Source organism: Pseudophaeobacter profundi, from assembly GCF_029697505.1.
In the GTDB taxonomy this organism is placed as follows: Bacteria; Pseudomonadota; Alphaproteobacteria; order Rhodobacterales; family Rhodobacteraceae; genus Pseudophaeobacter; species Pseudophaeobacter profundi.
In genome coordinates, this window is the sequence record NZ_JARJEF010000004.1 from 20282 (window position 1) to 38200 (window position 17919).

At 60.0% G+C, this 17919-nt stretch carries 18 protein-coding genes; 4 read left to right on the top strand and 14 right to left on the bottom strand.

The window, feature by feature from the left end:
- The first annotated feature begins 204 nt into the window (after positions 1 to 204).
- The 3 genes from acnA (at position 205) to P2081_RS08115 (ending at position 4141) form a co-directional block, all read left to right on the top strand.
- The gene (acnA, locus tag P2081_RS08105) at positions 205 to 2967 is read left to right on the top strand and encodes an aconitate hydratase AcnA (protein ID WP_278922378.1); all 2763 of its coding nucleotides are present in this window, start codon (positions 205 to 207) and stop codon (positions 2965 to 2967) included.
- A gap of 72 nt (positions 2968 to 3039) precedes the next feature.
- Entirely contained in the window at positions 3040 to 3735 is a 696-nt protein-coding gene (locus P2081_RS08110) for an SDR family NAD(P)-dependent oxidoreductase (protein WP_278922379.1), read from the top strand.
- A 67-nt stretch (positions 3736 to 3802) separates the two neighbouring features.
- Positions 3803 to 4141, top strand: coding sequence for a DOPA 4,5-dioxygenase family protein (locus P2081_RS08115; RefSeq protein WP_278922380.1), 339 nt, complete (start codon positions 3803 to 3805; stop codon positions 4139 to 4141).
- A gap of 65 nt (positions 4142 to 4206) precedes the next feature.
- Here the strand turns inward: P2081_RS08115 and P2081_RS08120 are convergent, their stop codons facing one another.
- The 9 genes from P2081_RS08120 to yajC all read right to left on the bottom strand — a co-directional run bounded on the left by P2081_RS08120 (position 4207) and on the right by yajC (position 10571).
- Positions 4207 to 4746 carry a DsbE family thiol:disulfide interchange protein gene (locus tag P2081_RS08120; protein ID WP_278922381.1) on the bottom strand — a complete coding sequence of 180 codons (540 nt, stop codon included), beginning with the start codon at positions 4744 to 4746 and terminating at the stop codon, positions 4207 to 4209.
- Entirely contained in the window at positions 4739 to 4897 is a 159-nt protein-coding gene (ccmD, locus tag P2081_RS08125) for a heme exporter protein CcmD (protein WP_278922382.1), read from the bottom strand. The genes P2081_RS08120 and ccmD overlap by 8 nt, the downstream gene beginning before the upstream one ends.
- A 2-nt stretch (positions 4898 to 4899) precedes the next feature.
- Complete coding sequence (locus P2081_RS08130) at positions 4900 to 5631, bottom strand: heme ABC transporter permease (RefSeq protein ID WP_278922383.1); 732 nt, start codon at positions 5629 to 5631, stop codon at positions 4900 to 4902.
- 39 nt (positions 5632 to 5670) lie between these two features.
- Positions 5671 to 6327, bottom strand: coding sequence for a heme exporter protein CcmB (gene ccmB / locus P2081_RS08135; protein ID WP_278922384.1), 657 nt, complete (start codon positions 6325 to 6327; stop codon positions 5671 to 5673).
- Entirely contained in the window at positions 6324 to 6938 is a 615-nt protein-coding gene (gene ccmA, locus P2081_RS08140) for a heme ABC exporter ATP-binding protein CcmA (RefSeq protein WP_278922385.1), read from the bottom strand. The genes ccmB and ccmA overlap by 4 nt, the downstream gene beginning before the upstream one ends.
- Positions 6939 to 7051: 113 nt before the next feature.
- Positions 7052 to 7405, bottom strand: coding sequence for an Mth938-like domain-containing protein (locus P2081_RS08145; RefSeq protein WP_278922386.1), 354 nt, complete (start codon positions 7403 to 7405; stop codon positions 7052 to 7054).
- A gap of 220 nt (positions 7406 to 7625) precedes the next feature.
- On the bottom strand, positions 7626 to 8594 hold the full coding sequence (gene secF / locus P2081_RS08150; RefSeq protein ID WP_278922387.1) for a protein translocase subunit SecF: 969 nt from the start codon (positions 8592 to 8594) through the stop codon (positions 7626 to 7628).
- A gap of 2 nt (positions 8595 to 8596) precedes the next feature.
- Positions 8597 to 10258, bottom strand: coding sequence for a protein translocase subunit SecD (gene secD, locus P2081_RS08155; RefSeq protein ID WP_278922388.1), 1662 nt, complete (start codon positions 10256 to 10258; stop codon positions 8597 to 8599).
- 34 nt (positions 10259 to 10292) lie between these two features.
- Positions 10293 to 10571 carry a preprotein translocase subunit YajC gene (gene yajC / locus P2081_RS08160; RefSeq protein WP_036785718.1) on the bottom strand — a complete coding sequence of 93 codons (279 nt, stop codon included), beginning with the start codon at positions 10569 to 10571 and terminating at the stop codon, positions 10293 to 10295.
- 255 nt (positions 10572 to 10826) lie between these two features.
- Between yajC and serS the strand changes: the two genes are divergently transcribed.
- Complete coding sequence (serS, locus tag P2081_RS08165; RefSeq protein WP_278922389.1) at positions 10827 to 12119, top strand: serine--tRNA ligase; 1293 nt, start codon at positions 10827 to 10829, stop codon at positions 12117 to 12119.
- Between the two features lie 173 nt (positions 12120 to 12292).
- On the opposite strand, the gene P2081_RS08170 is transcribed toward serS, so the two are convergent.
- The 5 genes from P2081_RS08170 to P2081_RS08190 form a co-directional block, all read right to left on the bottom strand.
- Positions 12293 to 12910 carry a helix-hairpin-helix domain-containing protein gene (locus P2081_RS08170; RefSeq protein ID WP_278922390.1) on the bottom strand — a complete coding sequence of 206 codons (618 nt, stop codon included), beginning with the start codon at positions 12908 to 12910 and terminating at the stop codon, positions 12293 to 12295.
- A gap of 48 nt (positions 12911 to 12958) precedes the next feature.
- Entirely contained in the window at positions 12959 to 13912 is a 954-nt protein-coding gene (locus P2081_RS08175) for a fatty acid desaturase (protein WP_278922391.1), read from the bottom strand.
- 292 nt (positions 13913 to 14204) lie between these two features.
- Entirely contained in the window at positions 14205 to 15674 is a 1470-nt protein-coding gene (gene der / locus P2081_RS08180; RefSeq protein WP_278922392.1) for a ribosome biogenesis GTPase Der, read from the bottom strand.
- 73 nt (positions 15675 to 15747) lie between these two features.
- On the bottom strand, positions 15748 to 17070 hold the full coding sequence (locus tag P2081_RS08185; protein WP_278922393.1) for a PQQ-like beta-propeller repeat protein: 1323 nt from the start codon (positions 17068 to 17070) through the stop codon (positions 15748 to 15750).
- A 54-nt stretch (positions 17071 to 17124) separates the two neighbouring features.
- Entirely contained in the window at positions 17125 to 17799 is a 675-nt protein-coding gene (locus P2081_RS08190) for a hypothetical protein (protein ID WP_278922394.1), read from the bottom strand.
- Between the last annotated feature and the right edge of the window lie 120 nt (positions 17800 to 17919).

Here is a 17919-nt window from a genome sequence, read left to right on the forward strand (position 1 = left end):
CAGAGATACTGCGCCAGGGGCGTAAAGGCCAATCAATCATTCTTGAAGCGGTAAACGGTCAGCGGCCGGTATGCCGCCAAGGCGCAAAGGCACTGACCGACAGAAAACTGTGACCAATCGGCTATTGAATGCCCCCAGTGGCAATGGCAACAATGGGGCAAGTCCCGATCAACAGCTTGCAACTGAACACCAAGGGAGCCAGATATGCCCATCATCGTCGGACAGGACACAGCCAAAACCCGCCGCAGCCTGCGCGCAGGGGACAAGTCGATCTCCTACTACTCTATCCCTGCTGCCAGCGAAGCTGGGCTTGGCGATTTCTCCAAACTCCCCGCCGCGCTCAAGGTGGTACTGGAAAATCTGCTGCGATTTGAAGACGGCGGATTTTCCATCTCGCTTGATGATATCAGGGCCTTTGCAGACTGGGCCGAAAATGGTGGCAAGGCAGCGCGCGAAATCGCCTATCGCCCGGCGCGGGTCTTGATGCAGGATTTCACCGGGGTGCCTGCCGTTGTCGACCTGGCGGCGATGCGCGATGGTATCAAGGCGCTTGGCGGTGATGCGCAAAAGATCAACCCGCTTACCCCGGTGGACCTGGTGATTGACCATTCCGTGATGATCGACGCCTTTGGCACGCCCCGCGCCTTTCAGATGAATGTCGACCGCGAATATGAACGCAACATGGAACGCTACCAGTTCCTGAAGTGGGGCCAAGGTGCCTTTGACAACTTTCGTGTGGTCCCCCCCGGCACCGGGATCTGCCACCAGGTCAATCTGGAGTATCTGGCCCAGACCATCTGGAGCGATACCGACCAGAACGGCGAGGACGTCGCCTATCCCGATACGCTTGTAGGGACAGACAGCCATACCACCATGGTGAATGGCATGGCGGTGCTGGGCTGGGGCGTTGGCGGTATCGAGGCCGAAGCCGCAATGCTGGGACAGCCGATTTCTATGCTGATCCCCGAGGTTGTCGGCTTTGAACTGACAGGCCATTTGGTGGAAGGCACCACCGGAACTGATCTGGTGTTAAAAGTGGTCGAAATGCTGCGTGCCAAGGGGGTTGTTGGCAAATTTGTCGAATTCTTTGGCACGGGGCTAGATCACCTGCCCTTGGCTGATCGTGCCACAATTGCCAATATGGCCCCTGAATATGGTGCCACCTGCGGCTTTTTCCCAATCGACGGCGAGACCCTGCGCTATATGGAAAACACCGGCCGCGACAAGGATCGTATCGCCCTGGTCGAAGCCTATGCCAAGGCAAACGGCCTGTGGCGCGATGCCTCTTATGCGCCGATCTACACCGATAGGCTGCACCTTGATATGGGCAGCATTGTGCCGGCCATTTCCGGCCCCAAACGGCCGCAGGACTATACCGCGCTTGATCAGGCATCCAGGGCCTTCCTGAACGTGGTCAACGAATACCGCGGTATCGACACCTCGAATGGGGCGGCGAACATGGCCTCCGAAGGTCCGACCCCTACCGGGTCTTCTGACCTGCGCAAATCCGTCAAGGTCAAGGGCGAGGATTACGAATTGCGCGACGGCTCGGTGGTGATCGCTTCGATAACATCCTGTACCAACACCTCGAATCCCTATGTCATGATCGGTGCCGGGCTGGTGGCGCGCAAGGCGCGCGCACTGGGCCTGGACCGCAAGCCCTGGGTCAAGACTTCACTGGCGCCGGGCTCGCAGGTCGTGTCGTCCTATCTGGACGCCGCCGGTCTGACCGAGGATCTGGACGCCATCGGGTTCAACCTGGTCGGCTATGGCTGCACCACCTGCATCGGCAACTCTGGCCCGATCCAGAAAGAGCTGAGCGAAGCCATCGCCGAGGGCGACCTGATCGCCACCTCTGTGCTCTCCGGCAACCGCAACTTCGAAGGCCGCATCAGCCCCGATGTGCGCGCCAACTACCTGGCCTCGCCGCCGCTGGTGGTGGCATATGCATTGGCGGGCACAATGGATATCGACCTGACGTCTGAACCGATTGCCAAAGGGCAGGATGGTCAGGACGTCTATCTGAAAGACATCTGGCCCTCGACCAAGGAAATCGCCGATCTGGTCGAGACCACCGTCACCCGCCAGGCCTTTGAGGAAAAATATGCCGAGGTCTTTACCGGCGATGAAAAATGGCAGGCGGTAGAAACCACCGAGGCCGAAACCTACGACTGGCCCCCCCAGTCGACCTATATCCAGAACCCGCCCTATTTTCAGGGCATGGGGCAAGAGCCCGGCACCATAGAAAATATCAACAACGCCAAGGTTCTGGCAATCTTGGGCGATATGGTCACTACCGATCACATTTCGCCTGCGGGCAGCTTTGCCACCACCACTCCGGCTGGGCGCTACCTGCTGGAACACGGCGTTCAACCGCGCGAGTTCAACTCTTATGGGTCACGCCGGGGCAACCACGAGGTGATGATGCGCGGCACATTTGCCAATATCCGCATCAAGAACGAAATGCTCACCACCAAGGATGGCACGGTCGAAGGCGGCTATACCAAAGGCCCTGATGGCAGCCAGATGTCGATATTCGACGCCGCAATGGCCTATCAGGACAGCCAAACGCCGCTGGTGATCTTTGGCGGCGCGCAATATGGCGCCGGCTCCAGCCGCGACTGGGCGGCCAAGGGGACGGCCCTGCTTGGGGTCAGGGCGGTCATCGCAGAAAGCTTTGAGCGCATTCACCGCTCGAACCTGGTGGGCATGGGGGTCATTCCCTTTGAATTCACCAATGGCGACACCCGCAAAAGCCTTGGCCTTACAGGTGAGGAAACCATCACTATCCTCGGTCTCGACAGTGTCACGCCACAGCAGCAGCTGCCCTGCGAAATCACCATGGCGGATGGCACGGTCAAGGTGATCCCCCTGAAATGCCGTATCGATACCGCCCCCGAGATCGCCTACATCGAAAACGGCGGCGTGCTGCACTATGTGCTGCGCAACCTGGCCAAATCTGCCTGATCTCAAGCAGCCAGCCAAGCAGACGGGCGCGATTTCTGCGCCCGTCTTTTGCGCAACACAGGATACGCGCCGATGAAAACCGTTCTGGTCACTGGCGGTGCCTCGGGCATCGGCGCCGCGATTTCTGCGGCTTTCGCCCCCACCCACAACTGCGCCCTGACCTGGTGCCACCGAGCCCCCGCCGCACAAACGCGACAGCAGACCCTGATCATTCAGGCGGATCTCACGCAGGAGGGCAGCGCACAGCAGGTTGTCGACGCTGTCTTGGCCCGGTTTGGCCGCCTTGATGTTATCGTCAATAACGCAGGCTCCCTGGCCGCCAGCCCCGTTGCCGAATTTGACGCAGCACAGCAACGGGCGATTCTGGAGCTCAATCTGCTTGCACCAGAGGCGATCCTGGCGGCGGCCCTGCCCCATCTGCAGCCCGGAGCCGCAATTGTCAGTATTTCCTCGGTCAATGCGGTACTGCCGCCAAAGGGCCATGTCACCTATGGCGCCAGCAAGGCCGCACTCAACCTCTGGACCCGCGCAATGGCCAAGGAACTTGGCCCTCGGGGCATTCGCGTCAACGCGGTAGCCCCCGGCGCGGTGAATGTACCCGAAGCACCCCGCGATGCAGAATTGACCCGCCGCTTTACCGATGAAACAGCGCTTGGCCAACTGGCAACCCCCAGCGACATCGCAGCCGCAGTCACTTTCCTCGCCTCAGATGCCGCCCGCGCAATCACCGGAGAAATCCTGACCGTATCCGGCGGCTACCGTCTGTGACCGCTGCACAGCCCCTGTGGATCGCTGCGCAATTGCCGACAGCATCCTGATCCGGCAGGGTAAGAGCATGAAACAGATAGAAACCATCCGGGGCTATCATGCCCATGTCTATTTCGAGGCCGAGAGCTTAGAAATAGCCAAAGCCCTGTGTACCAAAGCTGCCGAACTGTTTGGCGTCAAAATGGGGCATCTGCATGAACGCCCCGTTGGACCACATCCGATGGGGTCTTGTCAGCTGGGCGCAACACCTGCGCAATTTTCCCAACTGCTGCCCTGGCTAGTCCTGAACCGCCAGGGATTGATCATTTTTGCCCATCCAGAAACAGGCCAGGAACTTGCTGATCACCGCGACCATGGCATCTGGCTCGGCACCGGGTTGACGCTCGACCTGTCGATCTTTGCCTGACGCCGCCGTTTCGCAGGGAACCAAAGCTTTGCCACCAACAGGAAAACCAATCGTGACGATTGCCGCTACTGGCCGCGGGCTTTTTCGATCGCAGGGCCGAGGGTGCTTTCGATAACCCGCTGGGTCACAGGGCCCGCAAAGCGCAGGATGATCTTGCCCTCGCCATCCACTACATAGGTTTCCGGCACGCCGTAGACCCCCCAATCCAGCGCCATGCGCCCCTGTTCATCGCGTCCGATCGCGGCATAGGGGTTCCCCAGCTCTTGCAGGAAACCTTCAGCGTTTTGCAGCTGGTCCTTGTAGTTGACCCCGTAGATCTTGATCCCGGACTCAGCCAAAGCAGTCAGACTGGGATGTTCCACCCGGCAAGGGGCGCACCAGCTGGCCCAGTAGTTGACCAGCTTCACCTCTCCATCGCGCAGGGTTGCGTCGTCGAACAGCGGCTTGTCGGCAAATTGGGTCAACACCACGGGCGGTGCCTGCTGCCCCTCGCGGGCCGAAGGCAGGCTATCGGGATCATCACGGTACATGCCGACCACAGCCAAGCCAACAAAGCTGGCAAAGACCGCCACTGGCAAAACCATCAAAGGGGAAACCTTAGCCATCGCGCCGCATCCTTTGTTCCAGATCTTCCATGATGCGCCGCACCCGCTTGCCGCGCCACAGGGTCAGGACCACCAGCACCCCCAACAACAGAAGTGAGGCCGCATAGGCCGACAGTACTGTCTCGCCATATTTTCCAAGATCAGGCCACATGATCAGGCCTCCTGCCGTTGCCGCGCCAAAAGCGCCTTGATGCGCCGGGCACGAATTTCAGTCCCGGTGCGGTAGAACACCAGCGCAAGAAAGAACAGAGCAAACCCCGCCATGCAGACATAGAGCGGGTTGGAAAAGGCATCCGCGACGTTCTCTTTTTCATCCAGCGACAGCGACGCCCCCTGATGCAGACCTTGGTTCCAGAAATTCACCGCATAGCGGCTGAGCACCGCAAAGACCGTGCCCACAAGGCACAGAATTGCTGTCAGATCGGCTGCCGTATCAGGGTTATCAATCGCTTCCCACAGGGCGATATAGCCGAGATAAAACAAAAACAGCACCAGGAAAGAGGTCAGCCGTGGATCCCAGGCCCACCAGGTGCCCCACATCGGTTGACCCCAGATTGCCCCGGTGGCCAGCGCGATCAATGTCATCACAATGCCCACAGGGGCAGCGGCCTTGGCGGCCAGCGCACTGACGTGATGGCGGCGCACGACCCAGATCAGCGAGGCCACCAACATCATGAACCAGGCATTGATCGCCATCAGGGCGGCGGGCACATGCAAAAAGATGATCTTGACCGTTGACCCCTGACGATAGTCATCCGGGGTGAAAAAGAACCCCCAGATCAGCCCGACCGAGATCAACACCCCCGAGCTAAGCCAAAGCACCGGCATCACCCGTTCTGAGCTTTGCAGGAATTTTCGCGGATTGGCATATTCCCAGATCGACATATTGGCTCTTTCGTTTGGTCAGTGTGTTTCGTGAAATCGCTAGCGCAGATTGATACGCAAAACTGCAGCACTGGCAAAGGGCATCAGGGCAATAACCCCGGCGGAAATCCCCGCAAGCATCAGCAAAGGCGTCTCGACCCCCATGCCCATGGCACCGCGCCGGGCAGCCTCGGCGCCAAAGATCAGCGTCGGCACATAGAGCGGCATCACCAAGAGCGACAGCAGCAGCCCGCCGCGCTTCAGCCCCACTGTCAACGCCGCGCCAAAGGTCCCAATCACCGACAGCGCCGGCGTCCCCAACAAAAGCGAGACCACCAGCCAGCGATACCCGTCCAGCGGCAGGTTCAGCAAGACCCCCAGCAGTGGTGCGGCCAAAACCAGCGGCAATCCGGTGGTGATCCAATGGGCCAGCGCCTTGATGCTGATAACCGCTTCCAGCGGCAGCGGCGCGGTGGCCAGCAGATCGAGAGACCCATCTTCCCAGTCCAGCGCCAGCAGACGGTCGAGCGACAACAGGCAGGACAACAGCGCCCCCAGCCACAACACGCCCGGCGCAATCCGCGCCAAAAGATCCGATTGCGGCCCCACTGCAAAGGGCACCAATACGGTGACGATCAGGAAAAAGGCCAGCCCCAGCCCAAAGCCGCCGCCCGCCCGCACCGCCAGGCGCAGATCCCGTATCAACAGCGCCATCATAGGAAGGCCCCGTCGAAATCATCCAGCGCCAGCGGCTTGGCCCGATACGGCCCAAGATCCAGAACATCTGCCGCAAGCCCAAGGTCGATATGGGTAGCAATCAGCGCCAACCCGCCGCTGGCCAAATGCGCCTGCACGGCCGCCGCAAACAGCGCCACCGAAGCCTGGTCCAGGCTTACCGTGGGTTCATCCATCACCCAGATTGGCCGCCCGGTCACCAGCATCCGCGACAGGCCCAGACGGCGTTTCTGCCCGGCAGACAGCGTCCCGGCAGGACGGTCATGCAGCGCCGTCAAATCATAGGCCGCAAGCGCCGCCTCGATAGAGCGGGTGCCAAAAACACTGGCCCAGAACTGTAGGTTCTCTGTCACCGTCAAGGCGGACTTCAGACCGTCGGAATGGGCCGAATAGGCGATCCGGTCTTCGCCACCGCGCACCTCGCCCCCCAGCGGTGGCTGCAACCCGGCGATACTGCGTAGCAGGGTTGTCTTGCCAATTCCATTGGGGCCACGCAGGATCAACGCCCCACCGGGGCGCAGTATGAAACTGACCCCTTCCAGCACCGGCAGGCCGCCACGGGCAATGCACAGATCTGATACATTCAATGACATGAATACAGGCTTACCCTATTGTTTGGGGGCACAAAAGTCACAAACCACCATCGCGCACCTTGCGCCAGATCAATTCAAACGATCCAGTGCCATGGACCTGCGATACAGGCCAGTTAGACAGGCAGAACGGCAAGCGCAATCCGTCGGCCCTCTGACAGCAGGACATTATAGGTCCGGCAGGCCGCAGGAGAGTTCATCACCTCGACCCCGACGCCCACGCCTTCCAGCGCGCTACGCAGCGCGGCGGGGATATGGGCGATCTCGGCGCCGGTGCCGACCAGCAGCACATCCACCTGCCCCTCAAGGGCCAGCAAGCCCGCGTCATCCTCATAGCCAGCCCAGGGGGCAAGCGAGGTGGCGGAGACCAGCAGCGCGCCTTCATGCACTTCTCCGCCGACGCGGAAAAAACCAGGACCATAGCCATCAATCGGTCTCGCTTCGCTAAAGGTCACTTCATTCAGCTGCATGGAAACCCCTTTCATTCGGCGGCCCGCAGGCGGCGCATTTCGCAGGCCCCTAGCACGGAGCAATCAATGCCATGCCTATCACCAAACAGCCAATCGAGGCGAGCCTGTCTTGGCTGTTTTTTGACGCGACGATGTGACCTATGCGGCCCACCAAAACGGAAAAAGCCGCGGAACAGATCCGCGGCTTCATCCTGGTTACTCGAAACGCTGGCCTGGGGCCCTAGGCATCCACATTGGCAAACTGGTTGCCTGCGGTATTGCTTGGCTTGCTCCAGTCGCGTTTGACGCCCAGCCACAGCAAAATGGTCGAGGCCACAAAGATCGACGAATAGGTGCCGACGATGACACCCCAGATCATCGCAAAAACAAAGCCGCGAATCACATCCCCCCCCAGCACATAGAGCGAGATGAGCGCCAGCAGGGTGGTGACCGAGGTCATCACCGTCCGGCTAAGGGTTTCATTGATCGACAGGTTCAGAACCTCGGCCAGATCCTTCTTTTTGTAGCGGCGCAGGTTTTCACGCACCCGGTCAAACACCACAACCGTATCGTTGAGCGAGTAGCCCACGATGGTCAGCAGGGCAGCGATGATTGCGAGGTCGAATTTGATCTGCAATTCGGAAAACACCCCAATGGTCAGCACCACGTCATGCACCAGGGCCACAACCGCGCCCAGGGCAAACTGCCATTCAAAGCGCAGCCAGATGTAGATCAGAACCGCGCCAATCGCCAGCACCACCGCCAAGACGGCAGTTTGCACCAGCTCGCCGGAAACCTTGGGGCCGACAGATTCGACCGAAACAAATTTGATGCCCGGCGCCACCGCATCCAGCGCCGCTTGCAGCGACTGGATCACCTCCCCTGAAATTGCCTCACCATCGGCCTGGGCCTGAATGCGGATCATGGCAACGTGCTGGTCTTCCTCGAAGGTCGGGTCAAACACCTCTGTGATCGAGACATCGCCCAGTTCCAGCGGCGCAATGGCATCGCGGTATTGGCCTACATCAATTGCCGTGCTGCTTTCGCTTCGCACTGTGGTGCCACCGCGAAAATCGATGCCAAAGTTCAGCCCCTGCAGGCCAAAGGACGCCAGCCCGACAAGCATCATAAGGGCAGAAATACCCAGCCAGATCTTCCACTTACTGAAGAAATCGAATGAGGTTCCCTCGGGTACAAGTTTCAACCGCATGATTACACCTCAATCTGTTTGGGACGACGACGTTCAAACCACATCACAATCATCAACCGGGTCACAAAGATCGCGGTAAAGACCGAGGTCAAAATGCCCAGTCCCAGCGTGATCGCAAAGCCGCGCACCGGACCAGAGCCCATGGCGAACAGGATCACGGCGGTGATGAATGTGGTGACATTGGCGTCCAGAATAGCGCTCAGCGCCTTGGAGTAGCCTTCGTCAATGGCGCGGGCCGGGCCACGACCTGCCTTCAGCTCTTCGCGGATCCGTTCAAAGATCAGCACATTGGCGTCCACCGCCATACCAACCGTCAACACGATACCGGCAATCCCCGGCAGCGTCAGCGTTGCGCCAATCAGACTAAGGAAGCCAAAGATCAGCGCCACGTTCAGCACCAATGCCACATTGGCAAAGATGCCAAACAGTCCATAGCTCAGCGCCATGAAGACCAGAACGCCGATAAAGGCGACGATCGTCGCAACCTTGCCGGCATCAATGCTGTCCTGGCCAAGTTCTGGGCCGATGGTACGCTCTTCCAGGAATTCCAGCCCCGCAGGCAGGGCACCTGCGCGCAGCAGGATGGCCAGATGGGTGCTTTCCTCGATGGTGAAATTGCCGGTGATGATGCCGGACCCACCTGGGATATGCGACTGGATCACCGGGGCCGAGACCACCTCGTCATCCAGTACAATGGCAAAGGGAGAGCCGATGTTTTCTGCCGTGTAATCACCAAACTTGCGCGCACCAGAGGTGTTGAACCGGAAATTCACCGCCGGGCGACCGTTCTGGTCAAAGGCAGGCTGCGCGTCGACAAGCTGTTCGCCGGTGACCACAGGTGCTGCTTCGACCGTGTAGTAGGTGCCTGGTTCATCCAGTGACGGGATCACCTTATTGCCTACACCCGCCGCCGCATCCGCGTCAGATCCGCGACCGACAACCGGGTTAAAGGTCAGCTGCGCAGTGGTGCCGATAATCGCCTTCAGCTCAGAGGCCGATCCAATGCCGGGCACCTGGATCAGGATCCGATCTGCACCTTGACGCTGAATGGTGGGTTCACGGGTGCCGACCTCGTCGATCCGGCGACGCACGATTTCCAGCGACTGGCGCACGGTACGATCATCGGATGCCAGGCGCTCTGCTTCCGACAGTTCCACGGTGATCAGGTCGCCGCTTCCCGAGACAGTGATATCGGAGGCCCCGGCCCCGGTCAGCGTGGTGATCGGGTTAGCCAGGCCACGCAGGATCTGCAGCGCCCGGCTCATGCCGTCGGGTTTAGAGATCTTCAGGCGAATCTGCCCGTCCGGTGCTTGCTGGCGGCGAAAGCTGCCAACCGTGTCGCGCTCGGGGCGCAGCGCATCACGCACTTCAGGCCAGAGCGCATCCATACGGGCGGCATAGACATCCGCCACTTTGACTTCGGCCAGCAGATGCGCGCCACCGCGCAGATCGAGGCCAAGGTTCACCAAGGATGACGGAAGGTAAGATGGCCATTGCGCCACGACCTCTTGCCGTTCGGGGCTGTCACCTTTGGCGATAATTTCTGCTGCAGCATCGTTTGACTGCTCGACGCGGGTATAAAACCCATTTGGCAGGGCAAGCAAAAGGCCGGTCACACAGACCAGCCAGATGAGAACCCTTTTCCAGAGATCAATTTGAAGCATTGCCCTGCCTTTTCAGTTTGTTAAAGGGGGCTTATTAAGCTGCCGGCTCGGTCTTGGTCAGAACCTGGGCAATGGTGGATTTCACCACCCGTACCTTGACACCTTCGGCCAGTTCAACTTCGACTTCGTTGTCGTCCTTGACCTTGGCAATCTTGCCAATCAGGCCACCCTGGGTGACCACCTGATCGCCACGACGCACATTAGACACCATGGTCTGGTGCTCTTTCATCTTTTTCTGCTGCGGACGGATCAGCAGGAAATACATGATCGCAAAGATCAGAATAAGCGGGAGGAACTGGCCAATCTGGTTCATATCCAAGGGGGGTTTTCCTTTTGTCTATTCAGCGCCCCTATCGGGCTGGCTGTTAATTTGGCGCGAACCTATGCGCTCGCCCCCTGCAATGCAAGGCAGCGGCAAAGCCGGGACAGGACAGAACCCGCGTTTTTGGGACTTGCGACAACAATTCCTGCCTTTTCCCCGCCGCTCTGGCCCTGGGCTCTTCCTCTTTGGCACCACCTACGGCATAGGTTGGCTATTGATTCAAAAAACCGTCGAGGAGCCGACACCATGCATGACATCCGTGCAATTCGCGAGAATCCATCCGCTTTTGACGCCGCTTTGGCGCGGCGTGGCGATGCCGGTGTGTCCTCCCAGATCCTGGAACTGGACGAGGCGCGCCGCGCCAAGATCCAGGCTGCCGAAGAGGCCCAGGCGGCACAGAACAAGGCGGCAAAGGAAATCGGTGCCGCCAAGGCCAAGGGCGACACTGAAACCTTTGAACGCCTGCGCGCCGAAGTCGCCGAGAAAAAGGCCATGGTTGCCGCCCTGCAGGCCGAAGCCAAAGAGCTGGTGGCCAAGCAGACAGACATGCTGGCCCGGATTGCCAATCTGCCCGCCGATGATGTGCCTGATGGCGCTGATGAAGATGACAATGTCGAAGTGAACCGCTGGGGCACCCCGCGGGAATTGGATTTCACCCCCAAGGAACATTTTGAAATCAAAGGCGTTGTCGGCGCGATGGATTTTGAAACAGCCGCCAAGACCTCTGGCGCGCGCTTTGTTTTCCTTAAAGGCGGCGTTGCCCGCATTCATCGTGCCCTGGCTCAGTTCATGGTCGATACCCATGTGGACGAAAATGGCCTGACCGAGGTGCAGACCCCGGTGCTGGTACGCGATGAAGCAATGTATGGCACCGATAAGCTGCCCAAGTTTGGCGATGACAGCTATCAAACCACCAATGGCTGGTGGCTGGTGCCAACCTCCGAGGTCACGCTGACCTATTCGGTGGCTGGTGACGTTCTGGAGGCCAGCGACCTGCCAATCCGCATGACCGCCCACACCCAGTGCTTCCGCTCCGAAGCGGGATCGGCGGGCCGTGACACATCCGGCATGCTGCGCCAGCACCAGTTTGAAAAGGTCGAGATGGTTTCGATCACCCACCCAGAAGAATCGGACGCCGAGCAAAAGCGCATGCTGCGTTGCGCCGAAGGCCTGCTGGAAAAACTGGGCGTGCCCTATCGCACAGTGGTGCTCTGCACTGGTGACATGGGCTTTGGTGCGCGGCGCACCTATGACATCGAAGCCTGGCTGCCCGGACAGGATACCTACCGCGAGATCTCCTCGGTCTCCACCACCGGGGCCTTTCAGGCGCGCCGCATGAACGCGCGGTTCCGTCCGGCGGATGGTGGCAAGCCAGAGTTCGTGCATAGCCTCAATGGTTCTGGTCTGGCGGTGGGGCGCTGCCTGATTGCCGTGCTGGAAAACGGCCAACAAGCGGATGGCTCTGTCATCCTGCCAGAGGTGCTGGCCCCATATCTGCGAAACAAACTGACCCTCACCGCCGAGGGCGATCTGGTTTGAACCAGGCGCGCTGATGCTGTGGTGGAATCGCACCCCACCTGCATAAAATATCAAAGCCGAGGGCCCCGAAATGGCCCTCGGCTTTGCCTTTCCCCCCTATGCAAAAGGGGGGGCGGTTGAAATCTGGAAAAACTGCCAAGCTGGCGCTGGCGCGGCGGCCCTGCATCAGGGCTCTATTTCTTTGATTTCTTTTTGCTTGCCGATTTGGACCCGGATTTGGGTTTCTTGTCCTTTTCGTTGGGTTTGTCCTTCGCCTTGCGCTCCAGCTCGGCCAGGGCAGCCTTGGCATTGGCTTTCTCTTGCTCGATTGCGCGGCGCGCGTCGGCCTTCACTTTTTTCGCCTTGGCACGGGCCTTTTCCTTGGCCTCAGCAAACTCCGCCATCAGGCTTTCGGCCTTGCGCGCTGCCTTCTTTGCCTTTGCCTTGGCCTTGGCAGCCTTTTGCTCGGCTGCAACGCGCCCCGCTTCGGCTGCTGCAAGGGCTGCGCCTAGATCTTCGTCGCTTGACGGTTGCGGTGCCTTGGCCGGTGTTTCCGCCCTCGCTGCCGGTTTTGCCACCTTTCCCCCGGCGCCGGGCTGCACCAGGCTATCGGCTGCCGAATGCACCTCAGCCGCCTGTTTCAATCGCGCCGCACGGGCTGTTCCAATGCCGGGAACGGCTGTCAGGCTTGCCAGAGGGGCTGACAACACCGCGTCGATTGAGGCCAGCCCATGGTCCTGCAAGGTCTTCGCCAAAGCCGGGCCAACCCCGGACAAATTAGTCACATCGCGCATCGTTGCGGTACTCCTCATTGAAAATTAGCCTTCCACGCCCCGCTGGACGATCTGTTCGCCGGTTGATCACGCTGGAAAAGGAACCAACCGTTTGCTCTCTTCATCCCAGAGCTTGAGCGACAGCGCATGCAGCGCCTCGCCAAACTTGATCCGCCGCAGCGCATATTCCGCAGGCAGCCCGTAGTGGCATTCCCGCAAGCGATAGCAGGGGATGCGGGCGTTGAAATGGTGAATGTCATGCAGCGTGATATTGGCCACGGCGAAGTCGAAGAACCAACCAAAATCCAAACAGGAAGAGCCCTGCAAGGCCGCCTCTGCCGGGTTCAGATCTGGCCGTCGATCCCAGTATGTGTCTTCGAAATTATGTTGCAGATAGACCAGAAACACTCCGATCATGCCACCAAGAAAGGAAAAGCCAAACCAGATCACCACCCCCTGCTTGCCCGCCAGCTGGTACAACAGGACAAGCAGCAGCCCGATGACGATATTGTGCAGGATCACACCAAGGGCGCCAAACTGGCCGCTGTTCTTGGGCCAGCGATAGCGAATGAAATAGGTGAAAGCGGCCCCCAGTGGCACCAACACCACGGGATTGCGATAGAGCCGATAGCACAGCCGCTGCCAGACGCCCGCCCGCTGCCATTCTGCCAGGGTCATGGTATGGATCTCACCGGTCTCGCGGTGTTCCAGATTGCCGATATTGGCATGATGCAGGTTGTGATTCTGCTTCATCACCTCAAAGGGCGCAAAGGTGAAGGGCGACAACAGATGGCCCGCCAATTCATTCTGGCGCCGGGTTTCAAACAGGGAATGGTGACCGGTGTCATGCTGCAGCACATAGAGCCGCACCGCGGCAAAAGCAAAGACCACCCCGGCAGGCAGCAGCACATACCAGGTGGATGCAAAGCGGATCGCCAGGAATAACGCGGCAAAATAAACCGCAAAGGTGCCCAGAAAATTGCAGAGCGCCCATCGGTTGTCTGACTGGGCATAGCGCCGGGTATAGGTTCTCAGATCCATGCGGCCCTCATAAATATTCATTGTAACGCCTGGATAAAAAATGCAGGCGAAGAAATTTCAAAACAGTCGTATCGACGCCCCTGCCCGTCATACCGCCCGGGGCTGGCCCGGCGATGCTCGGCATCAATAGTTAACCTAGCAAAGCAAAAGATTAATTCAATCAACTTTGGGGAGAGCCCACGTCCAGCCCGGTCCTGTGCCAGAAAACAAAAACCCCCCGCACCCAACAAGGGTCCGGGGGACTTTTTCAAATTACAAATACAGGCGCGTTACTGGCCCTGTGCGCGCAGGGTCAGACGCGGCGTCCGGAAATATGTTTGCGCAGCTTGGAAGGCGGTGCCTTTTTGCGCCCCTTAAAGGGGTTCTGATCGTTCTGGCCACGCATGGTCAGACGGATTGGCGTGCCCGGCATGTCAAAATCCTGCCGCAACCCATTGACCAGATAGCGGGTATAACTCGCAGGGATCTTGTCGGGATGCGAACACATCACCACAAAGCCCGGTGGCCGGGTCTTGGCCTGGGTAATGTAACGCAGCTTGATACGCTTGCCCTGCGGCGCAGGCGGCGGGTGCTGTTCCAACATCCCGGTCAGCCAGCGGTTCAGCGCTGCGGTGGGAATACGCCGGTTCCAGACATCATGCGCCCGCATCACAGCCGCGTGCAGACGGTCCAGCCCCTTGCCGGTCTTGGCCGAAACCGTCACCAGCGGCGCACCGCGCAGCTGCGGCAGCAGCCGGGCAAAGCTTTCCTTGAGGGCGGCGAGCTTTTCTTGCTTGTTGCCCTCTACATCCCATTTGTTGACCGCAACAACCACGGCGCGGCCTTCGCGTTCGGCCAGATCTGCGATCCGCAGGTCCTGCTGCTCAAACGGGATTTCGGCATCCAGCAGGATCACCACCACCTCGGCAAACTTGACCGCACGCAGCCCGTCAGAGACAGATAGTTTTTCCAGCTTTTCCTGCACCTTGGCCTTTTTGCGCATGCCTGCAGTATCAAAGATACGCATTGGCGTGCCGCCCCAGTCAATCTGCAGCGAAATGGCATCGCGGGTGATGCCGGCCTCGGGTCCGGTCAGCAGGCGGTCCTCTCCCAGGATCTTGTTGATCAGCGTTGATTTCCCGGCATTTGGTCGGCCAACCACTGCCACCTGCAGCGGTTTTTCCCGCGTTGGCACCGGCACTGGCGGGGCGGTTTCCGCGTCCCAGTCTGCGTCGTCTTCGATATCGAGATCAACAACGGGCGAATGATCCACCGCATCCGCCTCGAATTGGTCCGCCAGGGGCACCAACTCCGCATAGAGATCGGTCATGCCTTCGCCGTGTTCGCCGGACAGGCGCAGAGGTTCCCCGAGGCCAAGGCCATAGGCTTCGATCACGCCAGCCTCGGCGGCATTGCCTTCGGCCTTGTTGGCGGCCAGGATCACATGGGCTGATTTGCGGCGCAGGATTTCGGCGAACATCTCGTCCACCGGGGTGACCCCGGTGCGGGCGTCAATCATGAAGAGGCAGATATCCGCCATATCGACCGCCCGCTCGGTCAGGCGCCGCATGCGCCCTTCGAGGGAATTGTCGGTGACATCTTCCAGACCTGCGGTATCAATCACGGTAAAGCGCAGGTCCCCCAGACGGGCTTCGCCTTCGCGCAGATCGCGCGTTACACCGGGCTGGTCATCAACCAGCGCCAGCTTTTTGCCTACAAGGCGATTGAACAGGGTGGACTTGCCCACATTTGGACGGCCCACAATAGCGAGGGTAAAAGACATCGGACCCAACTTTCAGCGTTTGAGACGCGCCCCATAGCGCATCTATGCGGCCACGGCCAGAGCCGATTGCGCATTAGCGATAGGCGAGCAGGTTCCCCTTGCTCGTCACCACGTAAAGAGTATTGCCCACGACGACCGGCGCAGCGGTGGCGCCACCAGGCACTTCGATGCTTCGGATCTGGCTACCATCGCGCGGATCAAAGAACCGCAGCAATCCGTCATTCGACGCGACAACAATCTGCCCACCTGCCAGCACCGGCCCATAGTGGGCGACGATTTCGCTGCGCTTGCCGGGTTTGTCTTTCAGATAGCCCGGCAGGTCAACCGCCCAGAGAGTTTCACCACTGTCAGCGTTCAGTCGCAGCAGCTGGTTGCGGTCGCTGATCTGGAACAGGCTGTTGCCCACGGGCCAAACCGGGCCGATCGCGCCCTGCTGTGCGGTCCAGATCCGGTCACCGTTGGCCGTGTCAAAGGCCACGGTACGGCCAGAATGGTTGCCCACATAGGCGCGCTGCCCCACCAGAACCGGGGATCCGGTAACATCGCTGATCCGCGCCAGGGTAGACCCGGTGCGCTGTCCGGCGACAGAGGCGCTCCAACGGCGCAACCCGCCACGGCGGAAGGTCGCCACCAGATCACCAGAGCCAAAGGCAAAGATCACCAGATCCTTGGTCAGCACAGGCGCCGGGGCACCCAGCACATTCGACGGGCTTGGCGCGCCTTCGACCTGCCATGCAATGCGGCCATCCTTGGCATGGACTGCCCAGCCGGTATCATCCCCGGCCACCAGATAAACCAGACCATCGCGTACCCTGGGCTCACCCGAGCCGGTCGCGTCCAGTTCCTGCCGCCAGATCTGTTTGCCACTTGCAGCATCCAGAGCCGTCAACACCCCATAGCCGGAAGAAATATAAAGTACCCCGTCGGCATAGGCCATACCGCCACCGGTGGCCTGGCCTTCTGAATCCCGTGCGGGCAACAGATCGCTGGCCCAGAGCACCTGCCCCGCCGGCGACACGGCAGAAACCCGCGCGGCGCTGTCCATGGTGTAGATGCGTCCCGCCGCGACAACCGGGCGGGTGGTGATGCGCTGTTTGCGGGAATCACCTGCGCCAATCGGCGCAGACCAGGCCAGCCGCGGCGCGGCCGCCAGGGCCGGGTTCGTGGTGCGGTATTCTGGATTGCCATGCCCCTGCGCCCAGGTGGTATTTGCAACCTGGCGCGGCAGTGAAATCGCCACCGACTGATTGACCACATCTGCGTCAAGCTCGGGCCGGATCGCTTCGCGCTTGCCAGGCAAGATCACCTCTGGCTCGGTGCAGGCTGTCAGCCCAAGCGCCAGGGCGCTGCTGCACAGCAAGACCCGAACCAAAGAAAAGGAGTTAGCTGCCATCATGACCCTGCCCCGTACCCGTTGTTTGTTTCCACAGGATTATCCCTGCGGTTTTCGTTAACCTTCAGATGCTGCGCCTGTGTCCAGCACCCCACCCAGAGCCACAATCACTTGCGACGCCCGCTCTTTCAAGTCTGCAGTGACACCTGCGTCCTCGACAATGCCTTTCAGCCGCGCAAGTGCTGCTTCGGCGTTGCCCTCTTCGATATCCAGCAGCGCCAGCTGTTCTGTCGCCAGCAACGCAAGCGGTGCGCCAGGCTGGGCCAGGGCTTCAAACTGCATGCGCCGCTCGGAAATTTCCAGGCTGTCGTGTTGCAGCCCAAGCGCCTTGAAGCTAGCGACATGACGGTAGATCAGCGGCAGATCCGCATTGACCGCCACCGCCTGAAGACGGGCCACCGCCGCATCTAGCTGATCGGCCTCGGCCAGGGCACCGGCCTGCAGCATCGCCAGAATCGCAGCACCGCCCGGCGTTTCCGCAGACAGCCCAGACAGAGCCGTCGCACGGGCGGCGGCATCGTCATCGGCAGAAAGGGCGGCAATCATGCCATCCCCCAGCGCCTGCGCGGCCGCCTGTTCCTGCGCCTTGGAATATTCACGGTAGGCCGCGCCGCCGACGATCAGCGCCACCGCCAAGCCACCGATCCAGCCATAGCGCTTCAGCATCACGAACAGGCGGTCGCGGCGTACCTCTTCCGTAACCTCATCAATAAAGCTGTCAGTGTCGCTCATGGTATTTGCCCCTGAAGTGCGCACCTGCCCCCCAAACTTGGACCAGACGCAAAATCTCTTTTGCCCCTCATATCCTGCCTGTAGCACCAAGCCAAGTGCCCGATTACGGGGGGAATTGGT

What these genes read in the sequence shown, in the direction of transcription:
- acnA (WP_278922378.1), top strand. Translation starts at nt 205, where the DNA reads ATGCCCATCATCGTCGGACAGGACACAGCCAAAACCCGCCGCAGCCTG.
- P2081_RS08110 (WP_278922379.1), top strand. Translation starts at nt 3,040, where the DNA reads ATGAAAACCGTTCTGGTCACTGGCGGTGCCTCGGGCATCGGCGCCGCG.
- P2081_RS08115 (WP_278922380.1), top strand. Translation starts at nt 3,803, where the DNA reads ATGAAACAGATAGAAACCATCCGGGGCTATCATGCCCATGTCTATTTC.
- P2081_RS08120 (WP_278922381.1), bottom strand. Translation starts at nt 4,746, where the DNA reads ATGGCTAAGGTTTCCCCTTTGATGGTTTTGCCAGTGGCGGTCTTTGCC.
- ccmD (WP_278922382.1), bottom strand. Translation starts at nt 4,897, where the DNA reads ATGTGGCCTGATCTTGGAAAATATGGCGAGACAGTACTGTCGGCCTAT.
- P2081_RS08130 (WP_278922383.1), bottom strand. Translation starts at nt 5,631, where the DNA reads ATGTCGATCTGGGAATATGCCAATCCGCGAAAATTCCTGCAAAGCTCA.
- ccmB (WP_278922384.1), bottom strand. Translation starts at nt 6,327, where the DNA reads ATGATGGCGCTGTTGATACGGGATCTGCGCCTGGCGGTGCGGGCGGGC.
- ccmA (WP_278922385.1), bottom strand. Translation starts at nt 6,938, where the DNA reads ATGTCATTGAATGTATCAGATCTGTGCATTGCCCGTGGCGGCCTGCCG.
- P2081_RS08145 (WP_278922386.1), bottom strand. Translation starts at nt 7,405, where the DNA reads ATGCAGCTGAATGAAGTGACCTTTAGCGAAGCGAGACCGATTGATGGC.
- secF (WP_278922387.1), bottom strand. Translation starts at nt 8,594, where the DNA reads ATGCGGTTGAAACTTGTACCCGAGGGAACCTCATTCGATTTCTTCAGT.
- secD (WP_278922388.1), bottom strand. Translation starts at nt 10,258, where the DNA reads ATGCTTCAAATTGATCTCTGGAAAAGGGTTCTCATCTGGCTGGTCTGT.
- yajC (WP_036785718.1), bottom strand. Translation starts at nt 10,571, where the DNA reads ATGAACCAGATTGGCCAGTTCCTCCCGCTTATTCTGATCTTTGCGATC.
- serS (WP_278922389.1), top strand. Translation starts at nt 10,827, where the DNA reads ATGCATGACATCCGTGCAATTCGCGAGAATCCATCCGCTTTTGACGCC.
- P2081_RS08170 (WP_278922390.1), bottom strand. Translation starts at nt 12,910, where the DNA reads ATGAGGAGTACCGCAACGATGCGCGATGTGACTAATTTGTCCGGGGTT.
- P2081_RS08175 (WP_278922391.1), bottom strand. Translation starts at nt 13,912, where the DNA reads ATGGATCTGAGAACCTATACCCGGCGCTATGCCCAGTCAGACAACCGA.
- der (WP_278922392.1), bottom strand. Translation starts at nt 15,674, where the DNA reads ATGTCTTTTACCCTCGCTATTGTGGGCCGTCCAAATGTGGGCAAGTCC.
- P2081_RS08185 (WP_278922393.1), bottom strand. Translation starts at nt 17,070, where the DNA reads ATGATGGCAGCTAACTCCTTTTCTTTGGTTCGGGTCTTGCTGTGCAGC.
- P2081_RS08190 (WP_278922394.1), bottom strand. Translation starts at nt 17,799, where the DNA reads ATGAGCGACACTGACAGCTTTATTGATGAGGTTACGGAAGAGGTACGC.